This window comes from Streptomyces silaceus (assembly GCF_001419745.1).
Taxonomy (GTDB): Bacteria; Actinomycetota; Actinomycetes; order Streptomycetales; family Streptomycetaceae; genus Streptomyces; species Streptomyces silaceus.
The window spans coordinates 47,003-63,223 of the sequence record NZ_LIRJ01000082.1 but is presented as its reverse complement, the minus strand read 5'-3'; the positions used below and the strand labels follow the sequence as shown (position 1 = coordinate 63,223).

Annotated in this window: 28 protein-coding genes; 1 reads left to right on the top strand and 27 read right to left on the bottom strand. The window is 67.1% G+C overall.

The window, feature by feature from the left end; genetic code table 11:
* On the bottom strand, positions 1 to 834 hold an 834-nt coding region (locus tag AOK22_RS10045; protein WP_079036466.1), incomplete at its 3' end, for a glycosyltransferase 87 family protein.
* 74 nt (positions 835 to 908) lie between these two features.
* Here AOK22_RS10045 and AOK22_RS10040 point away from each other — a divergent pair.
* The gene (locus AOK22_RS10040) at positions 909 to 1,778 is read left to right on the top strand and encodes a hypothetical protein (RefSeq protein ID WP_055698237.1); all 870 of its coding nucleotides are present in this window, start codon (positions 909 to 911) and stop codon (positions 1,776 to 1,778) included.
* Between the two features lie 24 nt (positions 1,779 to 1,802).
* On the opposite strand, the gene truA is transcribed toward AOK22_RS10040, so the two are convergent.
* The 26 genes from truA to rpsS all read right to left on the bottom strand — a co-directional run bounded on the left by truA (position 1,803) and on the right by rpsS (position 16,220).
* The gene (gene truA / locus AOK22_RS10035; RefSeq protein WP_055698236.1) at positions 1,803 to 2,657 is read right to left on the bottom strand and encodes a tRNA pseudouridine(38-40) synthase TruA; all 855 of its coding nucleotides are present in this window, start codon (positions 2,655 to 2,657) and stop codon (positions 1,803 to 1,805) included.
* Between the two features lie 70 nt (positions 2,658 to 2,727).
* The gene (gene rplQ / locus AOK22_RS10030; protein WP_055698235.1) at positions 2,728 to 3,228 is read right to left on the bottom strand and encodes a 50S ribosomal protein L17; all 501 of its coding nucleotides are present in this window, start codon (positions 3,226 to 3,228) and stop codon (positions 2,728 to 2,730) included.
* A 123-nt stretch (positions 3,229 to 3,351) separates the two neighbouring features.
* Positions 3,352 to 4,374 carry a DNA-directed RNA polymerase subunit alpha gene (locus AOK22_RS10025; protein WP_016645160.1) on the bottom strand — a complete coding sequence of 341 codons (1,023 nt, stop codon included), beginning with the start codon at positions 4,372 to 4,374 and terminating at the stop codon, positions 3,352 to 3,354.
* A 148-nt stretch (positions 4,375 to 4,522) separates the two neighbouring features.
* The gene (rpsK, locus tag AOK22_RS10020; protein ID WP_003948617.1) at positions 4,523 to 4,927 is read right to left on the bottom strand and encodes a 30S ribosomal protein S11; all 405 of its coding nucleotides are present in this window, start codon (positions 4,925 to 4,927) and stop codon (positions 4,523 to 4,525) included.
* A 65-nt stretch (positions 4,928 to 4,992) separates the two neighbouring features.
* Positions 4,993 to 5,373 (bottom strand): 30S ribosomal protein S13, encoded by a 381-nt coding sequence (gene rpsM, locus AOK22_RS10015; protein WP_055698234.1) that lies wholly within the window; start codon positions 5,371 to 5,373, stop codon positions 4,993 to 4,995.
* 188 nt (positions 5,374 to 5,561) lie between these two features.
* Positions 5,562 to 5,675, bottom strand: coding sequence for a 50S ribosomal protein L36 (gene rpmJ / locus AOK22_RS10010; protein WP_003948619.1), 114 nt, complete (start codon positions 5,673 to 5,675; stop codon positions 5,562 to 5,564).
* Between the two features lie 58 nt (positions 5,676 to 5,733).
* The gene (gene infA, locus AOK22_RS10005; RefSeq protein ID WP_003948620.1) at positions 5,734 to 5,955 is read right to left on the bottom strand and encodes a translation initiation factor IF-1; all 222 of its coding nucleotides are present in this window, start codon (positions 5,953 to 5,955) and stop codon (positions 5,734 to 5,736) included.
* 273 nt (positions 5,956 to 6,228) lie between these two features.
* Entirely contained in the window at positions 6,229 to 7,065 is an 837-nt protein-coding gene (gene map / locus AOK22_RS10000; protein ID WP_055698233.1) for a type I methionyl aminopeptidase, read from the bottom strand.
* Between the two features lie 115 nt (positions 7,066 to 7,180).
* Positions 7,181 to 7,834 (bottom strand): adenylate kinase, encoded by a 654-nt coding sequence (locus AOK22_RS09995; RefSeq protein WP_055698232.1) that lies wholly within the window; start codon positions 7,832 to 7,834, stop codon positions 7,181 to 7,183.
* Positions 7,834 to 9,147 (bottom strand): preprotein translocase subunit SecY, encoded by a 1,314-nt coding sequence (secY, locus tag AOK22_RS09990; RefSeq protein ID WP_055698231.1) that lies wholly within the window; start codon positions 9,145 to 9,147, stop codon positions 7,834 to 7,836. The genes AOK22_RS09995 and secY overlap by 1 nt, the downstream gene beginning before the upstream one ends.
* Before the next feature lie 226 nt (positions 9,148 to 9,373).
* Entirely contained in the window at positions 9,374 to 9,829 is a 456-nt protein-coding gene (rplO, locus tag AOK22_RS09985) for a 50S ribosomal protein L15 (RefSeq protein ID WP_055698230.1), read from the bottom strand.
* A gap of 1 nt (position 9,830) precedes the next feature.
* Positions 9,831 to 10,013 (bottom strand): 50S ribosomal protein L30, encoded by a 183-nt coding sequence (gene rpmD, locus AOK22_RS09980; RefSeq protein ID WP_005481207.1) that lies wholly within the window; start codon positions 10,011 to 10,013, stop codon positions 9,831 to 9,833.
* A complete protein-coding gene (gene rpsE / locus AOK22_RS09975; protein ID WP_016645168.1) occupies positions 10,013 to 10,618 on the bottom strand; it encodes a 30S ribosomal protein S5 in 606 nt (201 codons plus the stop codon). Before rpsE ends, rpmD begins: the two co-directional genes overlap by 1 nt.
* Before the next feature lie 41 nt (positions 10,619 to 10,659).
* Positions 10,660 to 11,043 (bottom strand): 50S ribosomal protein L18, encoded by a 384-nt coding sequence (gene rplR, locus AOK22_RS09970; protein ID WP_055553510.1) that lies wholly within the window; start codon positions 11,041 to 11,043, stop codon positions 10,660 to 10,662.
* Between the two features lie 3 nt (positions 11,044 to 11,046).
* Positions 11,047 to 11,586 (bottom strand): 50S ribosomal protein L6, encoded by a 540-nt coding sequence (gene rplF / locus AOK22_RS09965; protein ID WP_055698229.1) that lies wholly within the window; start codon positions 11,584 to 11,586, stop codon positions 11,047 to 11,049.
* A gap of 21 nt (positions 11,587 to 11,607) precedes the next feature.
* Positions 11,608 to 12,006 carry a 30S ribosomal protein S8 gene (gene rpsH / locus AOK22_RS09960; RefSeq protein WP_018528360.1) on the bottom strand — a complete coding sequence of 133 codons (399 nt, stop codon included), beginning with the start codon at positions 12,004 to 12,006 and terminating at the stop codon, positions 11,608 to 11,610.
* 223 nt (positions 12,007 to 12,229) lie between these two features.
* Positions 12,230 to 12,415 carry a type Z 30S ribosomal protein S14 gene (locus AOK22_RS09955; RefSeq protein ID WP_003956452.1) on the bottom strand — a complete coding sequence of 62 codons (186 nt, stop codon included), beginning with the start codon at positions 12,413 to 12,415 and terminating at the stop codon, positions 12,230 to 12,232.
* 5 nt (positions 12,416 to 12,420) lie between these two features.
* Positions 12,421 to 12,978, bottom strand: a complete 558-nt coding sequence (rplE, locus tag AOK22_RS09950) for a 50S ribosomal protein L5 (protein ID WP_055698228.1) — start codon at positions 12,976 to 12,978, stop codon at positions 12,421 to 12,423.
* Positions 12,978 to 13,301: a 50S ribosomal protein L24 gene (rplX, locus tag AOK22_RS09945; RefSeq protein WP_030685463.1), complete on the bottom strand. Its 324-nt coding sequence runs from the start codon at positions 13,299 to 13,301 to the stop codon at positions 12,978 to 12,980. The genes rplE and rplX overlap by 1 nt, the downstream gene beginning before the upstream one ends.
* Before the next feature lie 2 nt (positions 13,302 to 13,303).
* Positions 13,304 to 13,672: a 50S ribosomal protein L14 gene (rplN, locus tag AOK22_RS09940; protein WP_003974257.1), complete on the bottom strand. Its 369-nt coding sequence runs from the start codon at positions 13,670 to 13,672 to the stop codon at positions 13,304 to 13,306.
* 106 nt (positions 13,673 to 13,778) lie between these two features.
* Positions 13,779 to 14,063, bottom strand: a complete 285-nt coding sequence (rpsQ, locus tag AOK22_RS09935) for a 30S ribosomal protein S17 (protein ID WP_055564830.1) — start codon at positions 14,061 to 14,063, stop codon at positions 13,779 to 13,781.
* Positions 14,063 to 14,287, bottom strand: a complete 225-nt coding sequence (rpmC, locus tag AOK22_RS09930; RefSeq protein WP_017949657.1) for a 50S ribosomal protein L29 — start codon at positions 14,285 to 14,287, stop codon at positions 14,063 to 14,065. Before rpmC ends, rpsQ begins: the two co-directional genes overlap by 1 nt.
* Entirely contained in the window at positions 14,287 to 14,706 is a 420-nt protein-coding gene (gene rplP, locus AOK22_RS09925) for a 50S ribosomal protein L16 (protein WP_055698227.1), read from the bottom strand. Before rplP ends, rpmC begins: the two co-directional genes overlap by 1 nt.
* Positions 14,707 to 14,711: 5 nt before the next feature.
* Positions 14,712 to 15,551: a 30S ribosomal protein S3 gene (gene rpsC, locus AOK22_RS09920; protein WP_055698226.1), complete on the bottom strand. Its 840-nt coding sequence runs from the start codon at positions 15,549 to 15,551 to the stop codon at positions 14,712 to 14,714.
* On the bottom strand, positions 15,551 to 15,898 hold the full coding sequence (rplV, locus tag AOK22_RS09915) for a 50S ribosomal protein L22 (protein WP_009997296.1): 348 nt from the start codon (positions 15,896 to 15,898) through the stop codon (positions 15,551 to 15,553). The genes rpsC and rplV overlap by 1 nt, the downstream gene beginning before the upstream one ends.
* A 40-nt stretch (positions 15,899 to 15,938) precedes the next feature.
* Positions 15,939 to 16,220, bottom strand: coding sequence for a 30S ribosomal protein S19 (rpsS, locus tag AOK22_RS09910; RefSeq protein ID WP_030782571.1), 282 nt, complete (start codon positions 16,218 to 16,220; stop codon positions 15,939 to 15,941).
* Position 16,221 lies beyond the last annotated feature (1 nt).

Below are 16,221 nucleotides of genomic sequence, written 5' to 3'. Positions count from 1 at the left end.
CCCCCACCGCCGCCAGGCACACCACACCCCGGCCGCCGCCGCGCACCCGGCCACCAGCGTCGCCCCCGCCTGCGGCACCCCGAGCCGCCCGAGCACCGCCGAGGGCGACGCCTCATAGAGACGTACGAAGCTGTCGTCGCCGCGCAGCAGGAAGGGCAGCGTCCGCGTGAAGAACCCGGCGGGGTCCGGCAGCACGAGCGCGGCGGCCACGGACACCCCCGCGGGCACGCCCACGGCGGCGCCCAGCGCCCGCCGGCGCCGCGCGAAGACGAAGAGGAGCACGACGGGCGCGAGCAGCGGCTTCACGGCGACGGCGGCCCCGACGACGAGCCCCGCGGCGACCCACCGCTCGCGGCACACGAGCAGCAGCGCGCACGGCAGCAGGGCCGCGGACGCCACCGTCCAGTTGCCCAGCTGGACGAGGTGCCCGAAGGGCGCGAAGCCGAGCGCGAGGGCGAGCAGCCCGTACGCCGCGAACCGGCTGCGCCAGGCGACCCCGTGGATCCGCAGCGCGCACGCCCACCCGGCGACCAGCCCCGCCGTGACGCCCGCGGGGACCAGGAAGCGCGCCACGGACGCCGGCAGCAGGGCCTGCGGCACCGCCGCGAGCACGGCGCCCGGCAGATAGAGGAAGTGCCGGTCGGCATAGGGCGAGCGGCCCGCGAGCCAGGCCTTCGCGGCCCGCACCACGATGGCGTTGTCCATCCCGCCGTCCGGCACCTTCAGCCCCACCCGGACGACCCCGGCGGCCAGCACCACGGCGAGCACCCACCACACATGCCGTCCGGCCGGACGCGACAACCAACCACTAACAGCCGTTTTGCCCGTATTCATACGCCTCAGGCTAGGTCGGCAACCCCATGCGGCCCCCGCTCAACATCCCCAACTCCCCGTCTAAGATGCGCCCCATGAGCTTTGGGCAAGGGGGACCTCAGTGGGGTCCGGGCGGAACGGGCGGACCCGGCGGCGGGCCCACGCCCGACTGGGCGGCGCTCGCCGAGGCCTCCGAGGCGCGCACCCGCCGCCGCAAGTGGCTGCTGATCGGCGGCGGCGCACTCGCCACGGTCGGCATCGCGGCGGCCGTGGCCATCACCGTCGTCACCGCCAACAGCGACGACGCCACCGCGTCGAACAAGCCGGCCAGCGAACTCCCGGCGACCGCCGACATCCCCGGCGCGAGCGACGACCCCGGCCCGTCCTTCGAGGCGACCACCCCGCCGCCCCCGCCGGACCCCAAGGACTTCATCTCCAGCGCCAAGAAGGACAAGGCGCCGCTCACCCCCGAGGGCCTCTTCCCCGGCAAGACCTTCACGTCGGGCGAGAACGTCTACAAGAAGGGCGCGACCGACAGCACCAAGAAGTGCACGGCCGTCACCCAGGACGCCCTCGGGTCGATCCTCGCCAAGAACGACTGCACGCGCCTGATCCGCGCCAGCTACATCAAGGACGGCCTCGCGGTCACCATCGGCGTCGCCGTCTTCGACACCACGGCCGACGCCACGAAGGTCAAGGAGCAGGCGGAGAAGGGCCTGGTCGACTCCCTTCCCGGCAAGGGCATCCCGAACTTCTGCCGCACGGGCGTGTGCCGCGGCACCTACAACGCCTACGGCCGCTACGCCTACTTCACCACCACGGGCTACACCAGCGGCAAGGACGTGACGACGACGGACCGCAAGGCCTACGGCGCCGGCGACACCCTCTCCCGCTTCGCCTTCCAGCGGATCAACCAGCGGGGCGAGGCCCAGGCGTCCGCCGCCGCCGGCGCCCCGCAGCAGTAGGACGACCGAGGCCCCGGCCGGGGCTCAGCAGCACCCGGCCCCGGGCAGCGTCCGCTTGTTGCGCGCCTCCTTGCTGCGCGCGGCGAGCAACGCGTCGGCGGGATAACCGACTTCCTCCAGGGTGAGCCCGTGCGGCCGCACGACGTGCACGGCCGAGTCCCGCACGCGCGCCGCGAGGACCTTCGCCGGCCACTCCACGGGCCGGTGCCCGTCCCCCACGAAGAGCATGGCGCCGACCAGCGACCGCACCATGTTGTGGCAGAAGGCGTCCGCGCGCACGGTCGCCTCCAGGATCCCGTCGGCCCGCCGCTCCCACCGCAGTTCCTGCAGCGTACGAATGGTCGTGGCGCCCTCGCGCTTCTTGCAGTAGGCCGCGAAGTCGTGCTCGCCGAGCAGCCCCTCGGCCGCGGCGTTCATCGCGTCGAGGTCCAACTCCCAGTCGTGCCACAGGACATGACCGCGCAGCAGCGGGTCGACGCCGCCGGGGTGGTCGGTCACGCGATACGCGTACCGCCGCCACACGGCCGAGAAGCGCGCGTTGAACCCGACGGGCGCCTCGGCCACCCGCCACACCCGCACGTCGTGCGGGAGCCGCCCGGCGAGCCGCCGCAGCAGCTTCTCCCGGTGCTCGGCCCACACGTCCTCGGGCAGGTCGACGTGCGCGACCTGGCCCCGCGCGTGCACCCCGCTGTCGGTCCGTCCCGCGACGGTCAGCTCGTACGTCTCCCGCGACCGCGTCACGGTCCGCAGCGCGTCCTCGATCTCGCCCTGGACGGTCCGCTGCCCCTCGCGCTGCTTGGCCCAGCCGGAGAAGTCCTTGCCGTCGTAGCTCAGGTCGAGCCGCACCCGGACGAAACCGGGCTCCACTTCCTCACTCACACACAGATCCTCTCAGGAACGCGAAAGCGGGCCCGCCCCAAGGGGCGGACCCGCTCACGAAGGCTCAGCCTCAGGCGTCCTTGGACTCCTCGGCCGGGGCCTCGACGGCCTCGTCGGACTTGGCCTCGACGGCCTCGTCCTTCTTCAGGGCGTCTTCCTTGACGGCACGCTTGGTCGCCGCCTCGGCCTCACCGGTGGCCTGCTGGGCCACGGTCAGGGCCTCCACCAGCTCGATGATCGCCATGGGCGCGTTGTCGCCGCGGCGGTTACCGATCTTGGTGATGCGGGTGTAGCCACCCGGGCGGTTCTCGTAGCGCGGGCCGATCTCCGTGAAGAGCGTGTGCACGACGCTCTTGTCGGTGATGACCTGCAGCACCTGGCGGCGGTTGTGAAGGTCGCCCTTCTTCGCCTTGGTGACCAGACGCTCCGCGTAGGGACGCAGACGACGGGCCTTCGCCTCGGTGGTGGTGATGCGGCCGTGCTCGAAGAGCTGCTTGGCGAGGTTCGCCAGGAGGAGCTTCTCGTGCGCGGCGCTGCCGCCCAGACGGGCACCCTTGGTGGGCTTCGGCATGGTGTTTCTCCTAGTGATCTGCCCCGGCCGTATCAGGTACCGGAGTCAGTGGACCGCGCCCCGTAAGGGGCGCGGGGAACTGCACGACCGGCCGAAGCCGGTCGGCAGCCAAAATCGAACCGATCAGTACTGCTCGGTCTCGACGAAGCCGGCGTCGGCGTCGTCGTCCGCGCCGAAGGCGTCGGCAGCGGCGGTCGGGTCGAAGCCGGGAGGCGAGTCCTTCAGCGCGAGACCCATGCCGTTGAGCTTCATCTTGACCTCGTCGATCGACTTCGCACCGAAGTTGCGGATGTCGAGCAGGTCCGCCTCGGAGCGGGCCACGAGCTCACCCACGGAGTGGATGCCCTCGCGCTTGAGGCAGTTGTACGACCGAACGGTGAGCTCGAGCTCCTCGATCGGCAGCGCCAGGTCGGCGGCCAGGGCGGCGTCCGTCGGGGACGGGCCCATGTCGATGCCCTCGGCGTCGATGTTCAGCTCGCGGGCGAGACCGAACAGCTCGACCAGGGTCTTGCCGGCGGACGCCATGGCGTCACGCGGGCGCATGGCCTGCTTGGTCTCGACGTCGACGATCAGCTTGTCGAAGTCGGTGCGCTGCTCGACTCGGGTCGCCTCGACCTTGTAGGTGACCTTGAGGACCGGCGAGTAGATCGAGTCGACCGGGATACGGCCGATCTCCTGGCCGACCTGCTTGTTCTGCACGGCGGAGACGTAGCCGCGACCGCGCTCGACGGTCAGCTCCATCTCCAGCTTGCCCTTGCCGTTGAGCGTGGCGAGGACGAGGTCGGGGTTGTGCACCTCGACACCGGCCGGCGGGGCGATGTCGGCGGCGGTGACCAGACCCGGGCCCTGCTTGCGCAGGTACATCACGACCGGCTCGTCGTGCTCCGAGGAGACGACCAGCTGCTTGATGTTGAGGATCAGGTCGGTGACGTCCTCCTTGACGCCCGGCACGGTGGTGAACTCGTGCAGGACACCGTCGATGCGGATGCTGGTGACAGCAGCGCCGGGGATCGACGAGAGGAGGGTGCGGCGGAGGGAGTTGCCGAGGGTGTAGCCGAAGCCCGGCTCCAGCGGCTCGATGACGAACCGGGAGCGGAACTCGTCGACGACCTCTTCGGTCAACGAGGGACGCTGAGCGATCAGCATGAAGTGATTCCTTCAGTCAGGGGCACCCACTATTTGATGCCCTGAGTCATGACAAGGGTACGGGCGACCCGGCCGAAAAGAGGCGGGTCGCCCGAAGCCCTTCAAGCCGGAAGACGGCCGAGACCACAGATGCGTAACGCACCTGAGGTCAGACGCGCCTCCGCTTGGGCGGACGGCAGCCGTTGTGCGGCGTGGGCGTCACGTCCTGGATCGAGCCGACCTCGAGGCCCGTCGCCTGGAGCGAACGGATGGCGGTCTCACGACCGGAACCCGGGCCCTTGACGAAGACGTCGACCTTGCGCATGCCGTGCTCCTGGGCGCGACGGGCAGCCGACTCGGCGGCCATCTGCGCGGCGAACGGCGTGGACTTGCGCGAGCCCTTGAAGCCGACGTGGCCGGCGGAGGCCCACGAGATCACGTTGCCGGTCGGGTCCGTGATGGACACGATCGTGTTGTTGAACGTGCTCTTGATGTGCGCGTGGCCGTGAGCGACGTTCTTCTTTTCCTTGCGGCGCACCTTCTTGGCAGCGCCCTGACGACCCTTGGGGGGCATCTCAAACTCCTACGGGAGGTGGTCGGTCCTGCAGCGTCAGCTGTCGATAGACCGCTGAGCGAGGACTACTTCTTGCCCGGCTTCTTCTTACCGGCGATGGCGCGACGCGGGCCCTTGCGGGTGCGGGCGTTCGTGCTGGTGCGCTGACCGCGGACGGGCAGGCCACGACGGTGACGAAGACCCTGGTAGCAGCCGATCTCGACCTTGCGGCGGATGTCGGCCTGGATCTCGCGACGGAGGTCACCCTCGGTCTTGATGTTCGCGTCCACGTACTCGCGGATCTTGACGAGGTCTTCCTCGGTCAGGTCGCGAACACGGGTGTTGCGGTCCACCTCGGTGGCGTCCAGCGTCTGCTGGGACAGCGTCCGGCCGATGCCGAACACGTAGGTGAGGGCGACCTCGATGCGCTTGTCGCGCGGGAGGTCAACGCCTTCAACGCGTGCCATTCATGGCTCCTGTTGATATTCGGAGGTCTTCAGCAGAACCGCTCCCAGCCGCCGTACCAGGTACAAGCTGGGTCCCCGGCCTCCGACCGGGGGTGTCGCCCTCCATTACCGATGGATCCTGAAGAGGGACGGGTTCTGCGTATGTGCTTATGTGCGTCGCGCGAAAATCTGCGAACTGCAGTGGTGCGTCAGCCCTGGCGCTGCTTGTGGCGCGGGTTGTCGCAGATGATCATGACTCGGCCGTGACGGCGGATCACCCTGCACTTGTCGCAGATCTTCTTGACGCTCGGCTTGACCTTCATTGGGTGAGGTTCTCCGGGTCAGTGCCACCACCCCGCCGGAGCGGGATGCGGGCAAGATCTACTTGTACCGGTAGACGATCCGGCCACGCGTCAGGTCGTACGGAGACAGCTCCACCACGACCCGGTCGTCAGGGAGGATGCGGATGTAGTGCATGCGCATCTTGCCGCTGATGTGTGCCAGGACCTGGTGGCCGTTCTGGAGCTCCACCTTGAACATGGCGTTCGGAAGAGACTCGACGACAGTGCCTTCGATCTCGATGGCACCTTGCTTCTTGGCCACGCTTCGCCCTTCGAATCGACTACCTTGATCGACTCCGTTCCCCGCATGCAGACACACGGATGCACGAGAGCCGACGCGTCAGTCTACGTCAGTGCACTCGGAAAGACGAATCGAGAAAGTTTGCCCCACGAGCAAGATCCTTAAGCAGCGGGGTCACCCACGTGGGCAGGCATGCCGGAAAGGCGGCACGCAGGGGCACAGCGCCCCCGGTGCCGGGCAGTCGAGCGGGAGGCACCGGCCCCGGCGCAGCGGGGACAGAGCCACAGGCGGGCGTCAGCCCAGCGGGTCCGGCGCGACGGTGACCCCGTACTCCGCGAGCTTCGCGCGGCCGCAGTCGGGAGAGGTCAGCACGATCGGCCCCTCCTCCGTCAGCGCGACGGAGTGCTCCCAGTGCGACGACCAGGTCCCGTCCGTCGTGATGACGGTCCAGTCGTCCTCCAGGACCTCCGTGCGCGGCGTCCCCAGCGACACCATCGGCTCGATGGCGAGGCAGAGCCCCGGCACCAGCTTGGGCCCCTTGCCACGGCGCCGCTCGACGTAGTTCAGGAGGTGCGGGTCCATGTGCATCTCGGTGCCGATCCCGTGCCCGCCGTAGTCCTCGACGATCCCGTACTTGCCGCCGCCCGGCTTCGGCTGCCGGCGGATGTACGTCTCGATGGCACGGGAGATGTCGACGAGCCGGTTCCCCTGCTTCATCGCCGCGATGCCCGCCCACATCGACTCCTCGGTCACCCGGGAGAGCTCGACCAGCTCCGGGGCGTGACCGGTGCCCACGAACGCGGTGTACGCCGCGTCGCCGTGCCAGCCGTCGATGATCGCGCCGGCGTCGATGGAGATGATGTCGCCGTCCTTCAGGACGGTCTTGTCGTCGGGGATGCCGTGCACGACGACCTCGTTGACCGAGGTGCAGATCGTGGCGGGGAAACCGCCGTACCCGAGGAAGTTCGACTTCGCGCCGTGCTCGGCGATCACCTTGCGGGCGACGTCGTCCAGGTCCTTGGTGGTGGCGCCGGGCACCGCGGCCTCACGGGTCGCGGCGTGGATGGCGGCGACGACCAGGCCCGCCTCGCGCATCTTCGCGATCTGCTCGGGGGTCTTGATCTGCACCATGGGGCTTCCGCTCTCCGTCATCCGTCGAATCCGGCTACGTACACGAACCGGGTACGTAGACAACACTACGGCCGCGGTCCCCCGAACGGGCACCGCGGCCGAAACAGCGTAGTGGCTACTTGTCGCCCTTGAGGGCGTCCATCGCACGCTTGGTGACCTCGTCCACCTTGCCGAGGGCCGAGATCGTGACGACCAGGCCCTGGGCCTTGTAGTGGTCGATGATCGGCTCGGTCTCGCGGTGGTACACGTCGAGCCGCTTGCGCACGGTCTCTTCCTTGTCGTCACCGCGCTGGTACAGCTCGCCGCCGCAGACGTCGCAGACGCCCTCCTGCTTCGGCTTGCTGTACGTCACGTGGAAGACGTGGCTCGAGTCGTTGCGGCAGATGCGGCGGCCCGCGATGCGCTTGACGACCTCGTCCTCGGGGACCTCCAGGTCCAGGACGGCGTCGAGCTTCTGGCCGTCCGCCTTCAGCGCCTCGTCGAGTGCCTCGGCCTGCGACACGTTCCGCGGGAAGCCGTCCAGCAGGAAACCGCCCTCGGCGTCCTGCTGTGCCATGCGGTCCTTCGCCATGCCGATGGTCACCTCGTCGGGGACGAGGTTCCCGGCGTCCATGTACGCCTTCGCCTGCTTGCCCAGCTCCGTGCCCTGACTGATGTTGGCGCGGAAGAGGTCGCCCGTGGAGATGTGCGGGATCGACAAGTTCTTGGCAAGGAACGCGGCCTGCGTTCCCTTGCCCGCACCGGGCGGCCCGACGAGGACGATTCGCATCAGCGGAGGAACCCTTCGTAATTGCGCTGCTGGAGCTGGCTCTCGATCTGCTTCACGGTTTCCAGACCCACACCCACGATGATGAGGATGCTCGTCCCGCCGAACGGGAAGTTCTGGTTGGCCCCGAAGCCCACCAACGCCATCGTCGGCACGAGAGCGATCAGACCCAGATACAGCGAACCCGGCCAGGTGATCCGGTTGAGTACGTAGCTCAGATACTCAGCGGTCGGTCGGCCAGCCCGGATGCCCGGGATGAAGCCACCATACTTCTTCATGTTGTCCGCGACTTCCTCGGGGTTGAAGGAGATCGCGACGTAGAAGAAGGCGAAGAAGACGATCAGGACGAAGTACGTGGCGATGTAAATCGGGTGGTCACCCTTGGTCAGGTTCGCCTCGATCCACTGCTTCCATCCCGAGTTGCCGCCCGCGAACTGGGCGACGAGCGCCGGAATGTAGAGCAGCGAAGAGGCAAAGATCACAGGGATGATGCCCGCCTGATTGACCTTCAGGGGGATGTACGTCGACGTTCCGCCGTAGGAACGGCGGCCGATCATGCGCTTCGCGTACTGGACCGGAATACGGCGCTGGGCCTGCTCGACGAAGACCACCAGGCCGACCATGACCAGACCGACCAGGATGACGGTGCCGAACTCGATCCAGCCGCCGGCCAGGTCGCCCTGCTCCTTGATGGCCCACAGGGCGCTCGGGAAGGTGGCGGCGATCGAGATGAACATGAGGATCGACATGCCGTTGCCGATGCCGCGGTCGGTGATGAGCTCGCCGAGCCACATCACGCAGGCCGTACCGGCGGTCATGGTGATGACCATGGTGACGGTGACGAAGATCGACTGGTCGGGGACGATCTCGCTGGCGACCGGGCAGCCCTGGAAGAGGGTGCCGGTGCGGGCGGTGGCCACCAGGCCGGTGCCCTGAAGAATCGCGAGCGCGATGGTCAGATAGCGCGTGTACTGCGTGATCTTTGCCGTGCCGGCCTGGCCCTCCTTCTTGAGGGCCTCGAGACGCGGGATCACCACGGTCAGCAGCTGCAGAATGATGCTCGCCGTGATGTACGGCATGATGCCGAGCGCGAAGATCGTGATCTGCAGCAGCGCGCCACCGCTGAACATGTTGACGAGACCGAACAGGCCCTGGTTCGCATTGGCGTTGTCAATGCAGGCCTGGACGTTGCGGTAGTCGACACCGGGGATCGGCACATTCGTACCCACCCGGTAGATCACGATGATGCCGAGCGTGAAGAGCAGCTTCTTGCGCAGGTCGGGCGTCTTGAACGCCCGGGCGAACGCGGTGAGCACGGTGCCTCCTGCGACCCCCGCGCGCATGCGCAAGAGGTGGTGGTCTGAGGTTCGACGAATACGTATCAGTCAAGAAAACCGTGCGGGCAGACCGCACGGAGCTTAGACAGTGCACGCCACCTTACCGGCGACCGTGCCCCCCTTGGAACGACCAACCGGGGATGCCCCTTTTGTGGGGCATCCCCGGTTGGGAATCGCTCATGTCATCGACACGTCTGAGGGAATATCAGACGAGCTCGGTGACGGTACCGCCGGCGGCGGTGATCTTCTCCTTGGCGGAGCCGGAGACGGCGTCGACCGTCACCTGCAGCGCCACGGAGACCTCGCCCTGGCCGAGGACCTTGACAAGGCTGTTCTTGCGAACGGCACCCTTGGCGACGAGACCCTCGACGGTGACCTCGCCACCCTCCGGGTACAGCGCGCTCAGCTTGTCGAGGTTCACGACCTGGTACTCGGTCTTGAACGGGTTCTTGAAGCCCTTGAGCTTCGGGAGACGCATGTGGAGGGGCATCTGGCCACCCTCGAAGCGCTCCGGAACCTGGTAACGGGCCTTGGTGCCCTTGGTACCACGACCAGCGGTCTTACCCTTGGACGCCTCACCACGACCCACACGGGTCTTGGCGGTCTTGGCACCCGGGGCGGGCCGGAGGTTGTGGACCTTCAGCGGGTTCTGCTCCGCCATGTCAGTCGACCTCCTCAACCGTCACGAGGTGGCGGACGGTGTGCACCATGCCGCGGAACTCGGGGCGGTCCTCCTTGACGACCTGCGTGTTGATGCCCTTGAGACCAAGGGAGCGCAGGGTGTCGCGGTGGTTCTGCTTGCTGCCGATGTACGACTTCGTCTGCGTGATCTTGAGCTGTGCCATTACGCACCCGCTCCCGCACGCGCACGAAGGAGAGCCGCGGGGGCGACGTCCTCGAGGGGCAGACCACGGCGAGCCGCGATCTCCTCGGGACGCTGCAGGCCCTTGAGGGCCGCCACGGTCGCGTGCACGATGTTGATCGCGTTGTCGGAGCCCAGGGACTTCGACAGGATGTCGTGCACGCCCGCGCACTCGAGCACGGCACGCACCGGGCCACCGGCGATCACACCGGTACCGGGGGAAGCAGGCTTGAGCAGGACGACGCCCGCGGCCTTCTCGCCCTGGATCGGGTGCGGGATGGTGCCCTGGATACGGGGGACCTTGAAGAAGTGCTTCTTGGCCTCCTCAACACCCTTGGCGATGGCGGCCGGCACCTCCTTGGCCTTGCCGTAACCGACACCCACGGTGCCGTCACCGTCGCCCACCACGACCAGCGCGGTGAAGCTGAAGCGACGACCACCCTTCACAACCTTGGCGACGCGGTTGATCGCGACAACGCGCTCAACGTACGCGGTCTTCTCGGCGGCAGCAGCGCCACCGTCGCGACCCTTCCGGTCCCGCCGCTCGCCGCCACCGGCACCGCCACCGCGGCGCTGGGGTCCAGCCATTGGAATTACCTCTCTCTGTTTCCGCTAGCTACGGAACCGACTCAGAACTTGAGTCCGGCTTCGCGGGCGGCGTCCGCCAGGGCGGCGATGCGCCCGGCGTACTGGTTACCACCACGGTCGAACACGACAGCCTCGACACCGGCGGCCTTGGCACGCTCGGCGACCAGGGCGCCGACCGACTTGGCCTGCGCGGACTTGTCGCCCTCGGCGCCGCGGATCGTGGTGTCCAGGGTCGACGCCGACGCAAGGGTGTGACCCTTGATGTCGTCGATGACCTGGGCCACGATGTGGCGGTTGGAGCGCGTCACGACCAGGCGCGGACGCTCAGCCGTACCCGAGATGTGCTTACGGATCCGGATGTGACGACGCTTGATGGCAGCACGCTTGTAAGCGTCGCCCTTAGCAATCTTGACACCGTATGCCATGGCTTACTTACCCGCCTTTCCGACCTTGCGGCGGATGACTTCGCCCTCGTACTTGACGCCCTTGGCCTTGTACGGGTCGGGCTTGCGCAGCTTGCGGATGTTGGCCGCAACCTCGCCGACCTTCTGCTTGTCGATGCCCTCGACCGAGAAACGGGTCGCGGACTCCACCTTGAAGGTGATGCCCTCGGGGGCCTCGACCAGGATCGGGTGGCTGTAGCCCAGCGAGAACTCCAGGTTGGAGCCCTTCGCGAGGACGCGGTAACCGACACCGCTGATTTCGAGCTTCTTCACGTAACCCTGGGTCACGCCGGTGATCATGTTCGCCACCAGCGTGCGGGACAGGCCGTGCAGGGCCTTGTTCTGACGCTCGTCGTTCGGGCGGGTGACGTTCAGGACGCCGTCCTCACCCTTAGCGATCTCGATCGGCGCGACGACGGTGTGCGTGAGGGAACCCTTGGGGCCCTTCACCGCGACCGTACGGCCGTCGATGGTGACGTCCACGCCGGCGGGAACCGTGATGGGGAGCTTGCCAATACGCGACATTAGCTATTCCTCCGTTCCCGACTACCAGACGTAGGCGAGGACTTCCCCACCTACGCCCTTCTTGCCTGCCTGCTGGCCGGTCAGGAGACCGTGCGACGTGGAGATGATCGCCACGCCGAGGCCGCCGAGGACCTTCGGCAGGTTGGTGGACTTCGCGTAAACCCGGAGACCGGGCTTGGAGATCCGCTTGATGCCCGCGATGGAGCGCTCACGGTTCGGGCCGAACTTCAGCTCGAGAACGAGGTTCTTGCCGACCTCGGCGTCCTCGACCTTCCAGCCCGTGATGAAGCCCTCCTGCTGGAGGATCTCCGCGATGTGCGACTTGATCTTGCTGTGCGGCATCGCCACGGTGTCGTGGTACGCCGAGTTCGCGTTACGCAGACGAGTCAGCATGTCCGCGATCGGATCAGTCATGGTCATGAATTGGCCTTCGGCCTCTCTCGCCGTGGTTTCCTATCTGCGCCATCCCTCTCCCCACTCATGGGCGGGACGGGTGCGGCGCGGGGACCTACGGCGTAGTAAGTCGTACGGGGCGGCGGGCGCCCAACCACACAAGCCTAAGCCATGTGCGGCCGGGCCCCTGCCGACCCATTGCTTACCGAGAGCCTCCGGTAATCCCTCAAGTCCTCAGGACAGAAGGGAATTACCAGGAGCTCTTGGTCACGCCCGGCAGCTCGCCACGGTGAGCCATCTCACGAAGGCACACGCGGCACAGGCCGAACTTGCGGTACACGGAGTGCGGACGGCCGCAGCGCTGGCAGCGGGTGTACGCACGCACACCGAACTTGGGCTTACGAGCAGCCTTGGCAATCAGAGCCTTCTTCGCCATCTCGCTTACGCCTCCTTGAACGGGAAGCCGAGGTGACGGAGAAGGGCACGGCCCTCAGCGTCGTTGGTCGCCGTGGTGACCACGGTGATGTCCATACCCCGGACGCGGTCGATCTTGTCCTGGTCGATCTCGTGGAACATGACCTGCTCCGTGAGACCGAAGGTGTAGTTGCCACGGCCGTCGAACTGCTTGGGGGACAGACCACGGAAGTCGCGGATGCGCGGCAGCGCGAGCGACAGGGTGCGGTCCAGGAACTCCCACATGCGGTCGCCACGGAGCGTGACGTGGCAGCCGATCGGCTGGCCCTCGCGCAGCTTGAACTGCGCGATGGACTTCCGGGCCTTCGTCACGGCCGGCTTCTGACCGGTGATCGTGGTGAGGTCGCGGATGGCGCCGTCGATCAGCTTCGAGTCACGGGCGGCGTCGCCGACACCCATGTTGACCACGATCTTGACCAGGCCGGGGACCTGCATGACGTTCTCGTACGAGAACTCCTCACGCAGCTTGCCCGCGATCTCCTCGCGGTACTTCGTCTTGAGACGCGGAGTGGTGGTGGTCGTCATCAGATGTCCTCACCCGTCCGCTTGGCAACGCGGATCTTGTTGCCCTCGTCGTCGAAGCGGTAACCGACGCGCGTGACGACCTTGTTGCCGTCCTTCTCCACGACCAGCTGGACGTTGGAGACGTGGACGGGGGCCTCGGTGGTCACGATGCCGCCGGCCTGCGAGCCGCTGGCGGTCGGGCCGGCCTTCGTGTGCTTCTTGACCCGGTTGACACCCTCGACCAGGACGCGCTCCTCGCGCGGGTAAGCGGCAATGACCTTGCCCTGCTTGCCCTTGTCCTTGCCGGTGATGACCTGGACCAGGTCGCCCTTCTTGATCTTCATGCTTACAGCACCTCCGGCGCGAGCGAGATGATCTTCATGAACTTCTTCTCGCGCAGCTCACGGCCGACGGGGCCGAAGATACGGGTGCCGCGAGGGTCGCCGTCGTTCTTCAGAATGACGGCGGCGTTCTCGTCGAAGCGGATGTACGAGCCGTCCGGACGGCGGCGCTCCTTGACGGTGCGAACGATGACCGCCTTGACGACGTCACCCTTCTTCACGTTGCCACCGGGGATCGCGTCCTTGACGGTGGCGACGATGACGTCACCGATGCCCGCGTAGCGGCGACCCGAGCCACCGAGAACACGGATGGTGAGGATTTCCTTCGCACCCGTGTTGTCGGCGACGCGAAGTCGCGACTCCTGCTGGATCACGTCTATCTCCTGTTTGTCTGCCGGTTCCCGGCAGGGGCTTCCCTCTTACGAGGTGGGCCCCTGCCGAGCCTGGCGGAACGAACTCTGAGGGATACCCCTCAGAGAATTACTTGGCCTTCTCGAGGATCTCGACGATGCGCCAGCGCTTGGTCGCCGACAGCGGACGCGTCTCCATCAGGAGGACGCGGTCGCCGACGCCGGCAGCGTTCTGCTCGTCGTGCGCCTTGAGCTTGTTCGTACGGCGGATGACCTTGCCGTACAGCGCGTGCTTGACGCGGTCCTCGACAGCGACGACGACGGTCTTGTCCATCTTGTCGCTGACGACCAGGCCCTCACGGGTCTTGCGGAAGCCGCGGTCGGTCTTCGTCTCAGTCACGTTGCTCTCGCTCATCAGGCGCTCTCCACCGTCTCGATGCCCAGCTCGCGCTCACGCATCAGGGTGTAGATCCGCGCGATGTCCTTACGGACGGCCTTCAGCCGGCCGTGGTTCTCGAGCTGACCGGTCGCCGCCTGGAAGCGGAGGTTGAACAGCTCTTCCTTGGCCTCGCGAAGCTTGGCGACAAGCTCCTCGTTGCCCAGCTCGCGCAGCTCGGACGCCTTGGTACCGGCCGACATCACGACTCACCTGCCTCGCGCCGGACGATGCGGCACTTCATCGGAAGCTTGTGAGCAGCGCGGGTGAGCGCCTCACGAGCAATCTTCTCGTTCGGGTACGACAGCTCGAACATCACGCGTCCGGGCTTGACGTTGGCGACCCACCACTCCGGCGAACCCTTACCGGAACCCATGCGGGTCTCGGCAGGCTTCTTGGTGAGGGGGCGGTCCGGGTAGATGTTGATCCAGACCTTGCCGCCACGCTTGATGTGACGCGTCATGGCGATACGAGCGGCCTCGATCTGACGGTTCGTCACGTACGCCGGGGTCAGCGCCTGGATGCCGTACTCGCCGAACGCAACCTGCGTGCCACCCTTGGACATACCGCTGCGCTTCGGGTGGTGCTGCTTGCGGTGCTTGACCCTACGGGGGATCAGCATTTCGGTCAGGCCTCCGTTCCGGTGCTCTCGGCAGCCGGAGCGGCAGCGGCGGGAGCGTCGGCCTTGGGGGCCTCGGCAGCCGGCGCGGACTGCTGCTGCGGCTTGCGACCGCGGCCGCCACGCTCGCCACCGCGGCCACCACGGGCCGGGCGGTCGTTGCCACCACGGGCCGGGCGGTTGCCGGCGCGGGCAGCGGCGTTCTCGGCGCGGACCTCGGCGATGTTCTTGACGTCGCCCTTGTAGATCCAGACCTTCACGCCGATGCGGCCGAAGGTCGTCTTGGCCTCGAAGAAGCCGTAGTCCACGTTGGCGCGGAGCGTGTGCAGGGGCACACGGCCCTCGCGGTAGAACTCCGAACGGGACATCTCGGCGCCGCCGAGACGACCGCCACACTGGATCTTGATGCCCTTGGCGCCCGCCTTCATCGCCGACTGCATGCTCTTGCGCATGGCACGACGGAAGGAGACGCGGGAGGACAGCTGCTCGGCAACGGCCTGGGCCACGAGCTGAGCGTCGACCTCGGGGTTCTTGACCTCGAGGATGTTCAGCTGGACCTGCTTGCCCGTGAGCTTCTCGAGGTCACCGCGGATGCGGTCGGCCTCGGCGCCACGGCGGCCGATGACGATGCCGGGACGAGCGGTGTGGATGTCCACACGCACGCGGTCACGGGTGCGCTCGATCTCCACCTTCGAGATGCCGGCGCGCTCCATGCCGGACGTCATCATCCGACGGATGGCGACGTCTTCCTTGACGTAGTCCTTGTACAGCTTGTCGGCGTACCAACGCGACTTGAAGTCGGTCGTGACACCGAGCCGGAACCCGTGCGGGTTTACCTTCTGGCCCATTACCGGGTTCCTTCCTTGCTGCTGACGACCACGGTGATGTGGCTGGTCCGCTTACGGATCCGGTAGGCACGGCCCTGGGCACGCGGACGGAACCGCTTCAGGGTCGGGCCCTCATCCACGTACGCCTCGCTGATGACCAGCGTGGAGGCGTCGGTGTGGTCGTAGTTGTGCGCGGCGTTGGCAATGGCGCTGTCCAGCACCTTGCCGACCGGCACGCTCGCGGCCTGCGGGGCGAAACGCAGGACCGCCTGAGCCTCCGTGGCATCCATGCCACGGATGAGGTCCACCACGCGGCGGGCCTTCATGGGCGTGACGCGGATGTACCGCGCCTGGGCCCTGGCTTCCATGGTTGTCCCTTCGGTGTTAGTCATAGTCGTTCCACCCCGCTTAGCGGCGCTTCGACTTCCGGTCGTCCTTGACGTGGCCGCGGAAGGTGCGAGTCGGCGAGAACTCGCCGAGCTTGTGGCCGACCATCGACTCGGTGACGAACACCGGGATGTGGGTCTTGCCGTTGTGCACCGCGATCGTGTGACCCAGCATGCTGGGGATGATCATCGAGCGCCGGGACCAGGTCTTGATGACGTTCTTGGTGCCTGCTTCGTTCTGGGCGTCCACCTTCTTCACGAGGTGGTCGTCGACGAAGGGCCCCTTCTTGAGACTGCGCGGCATC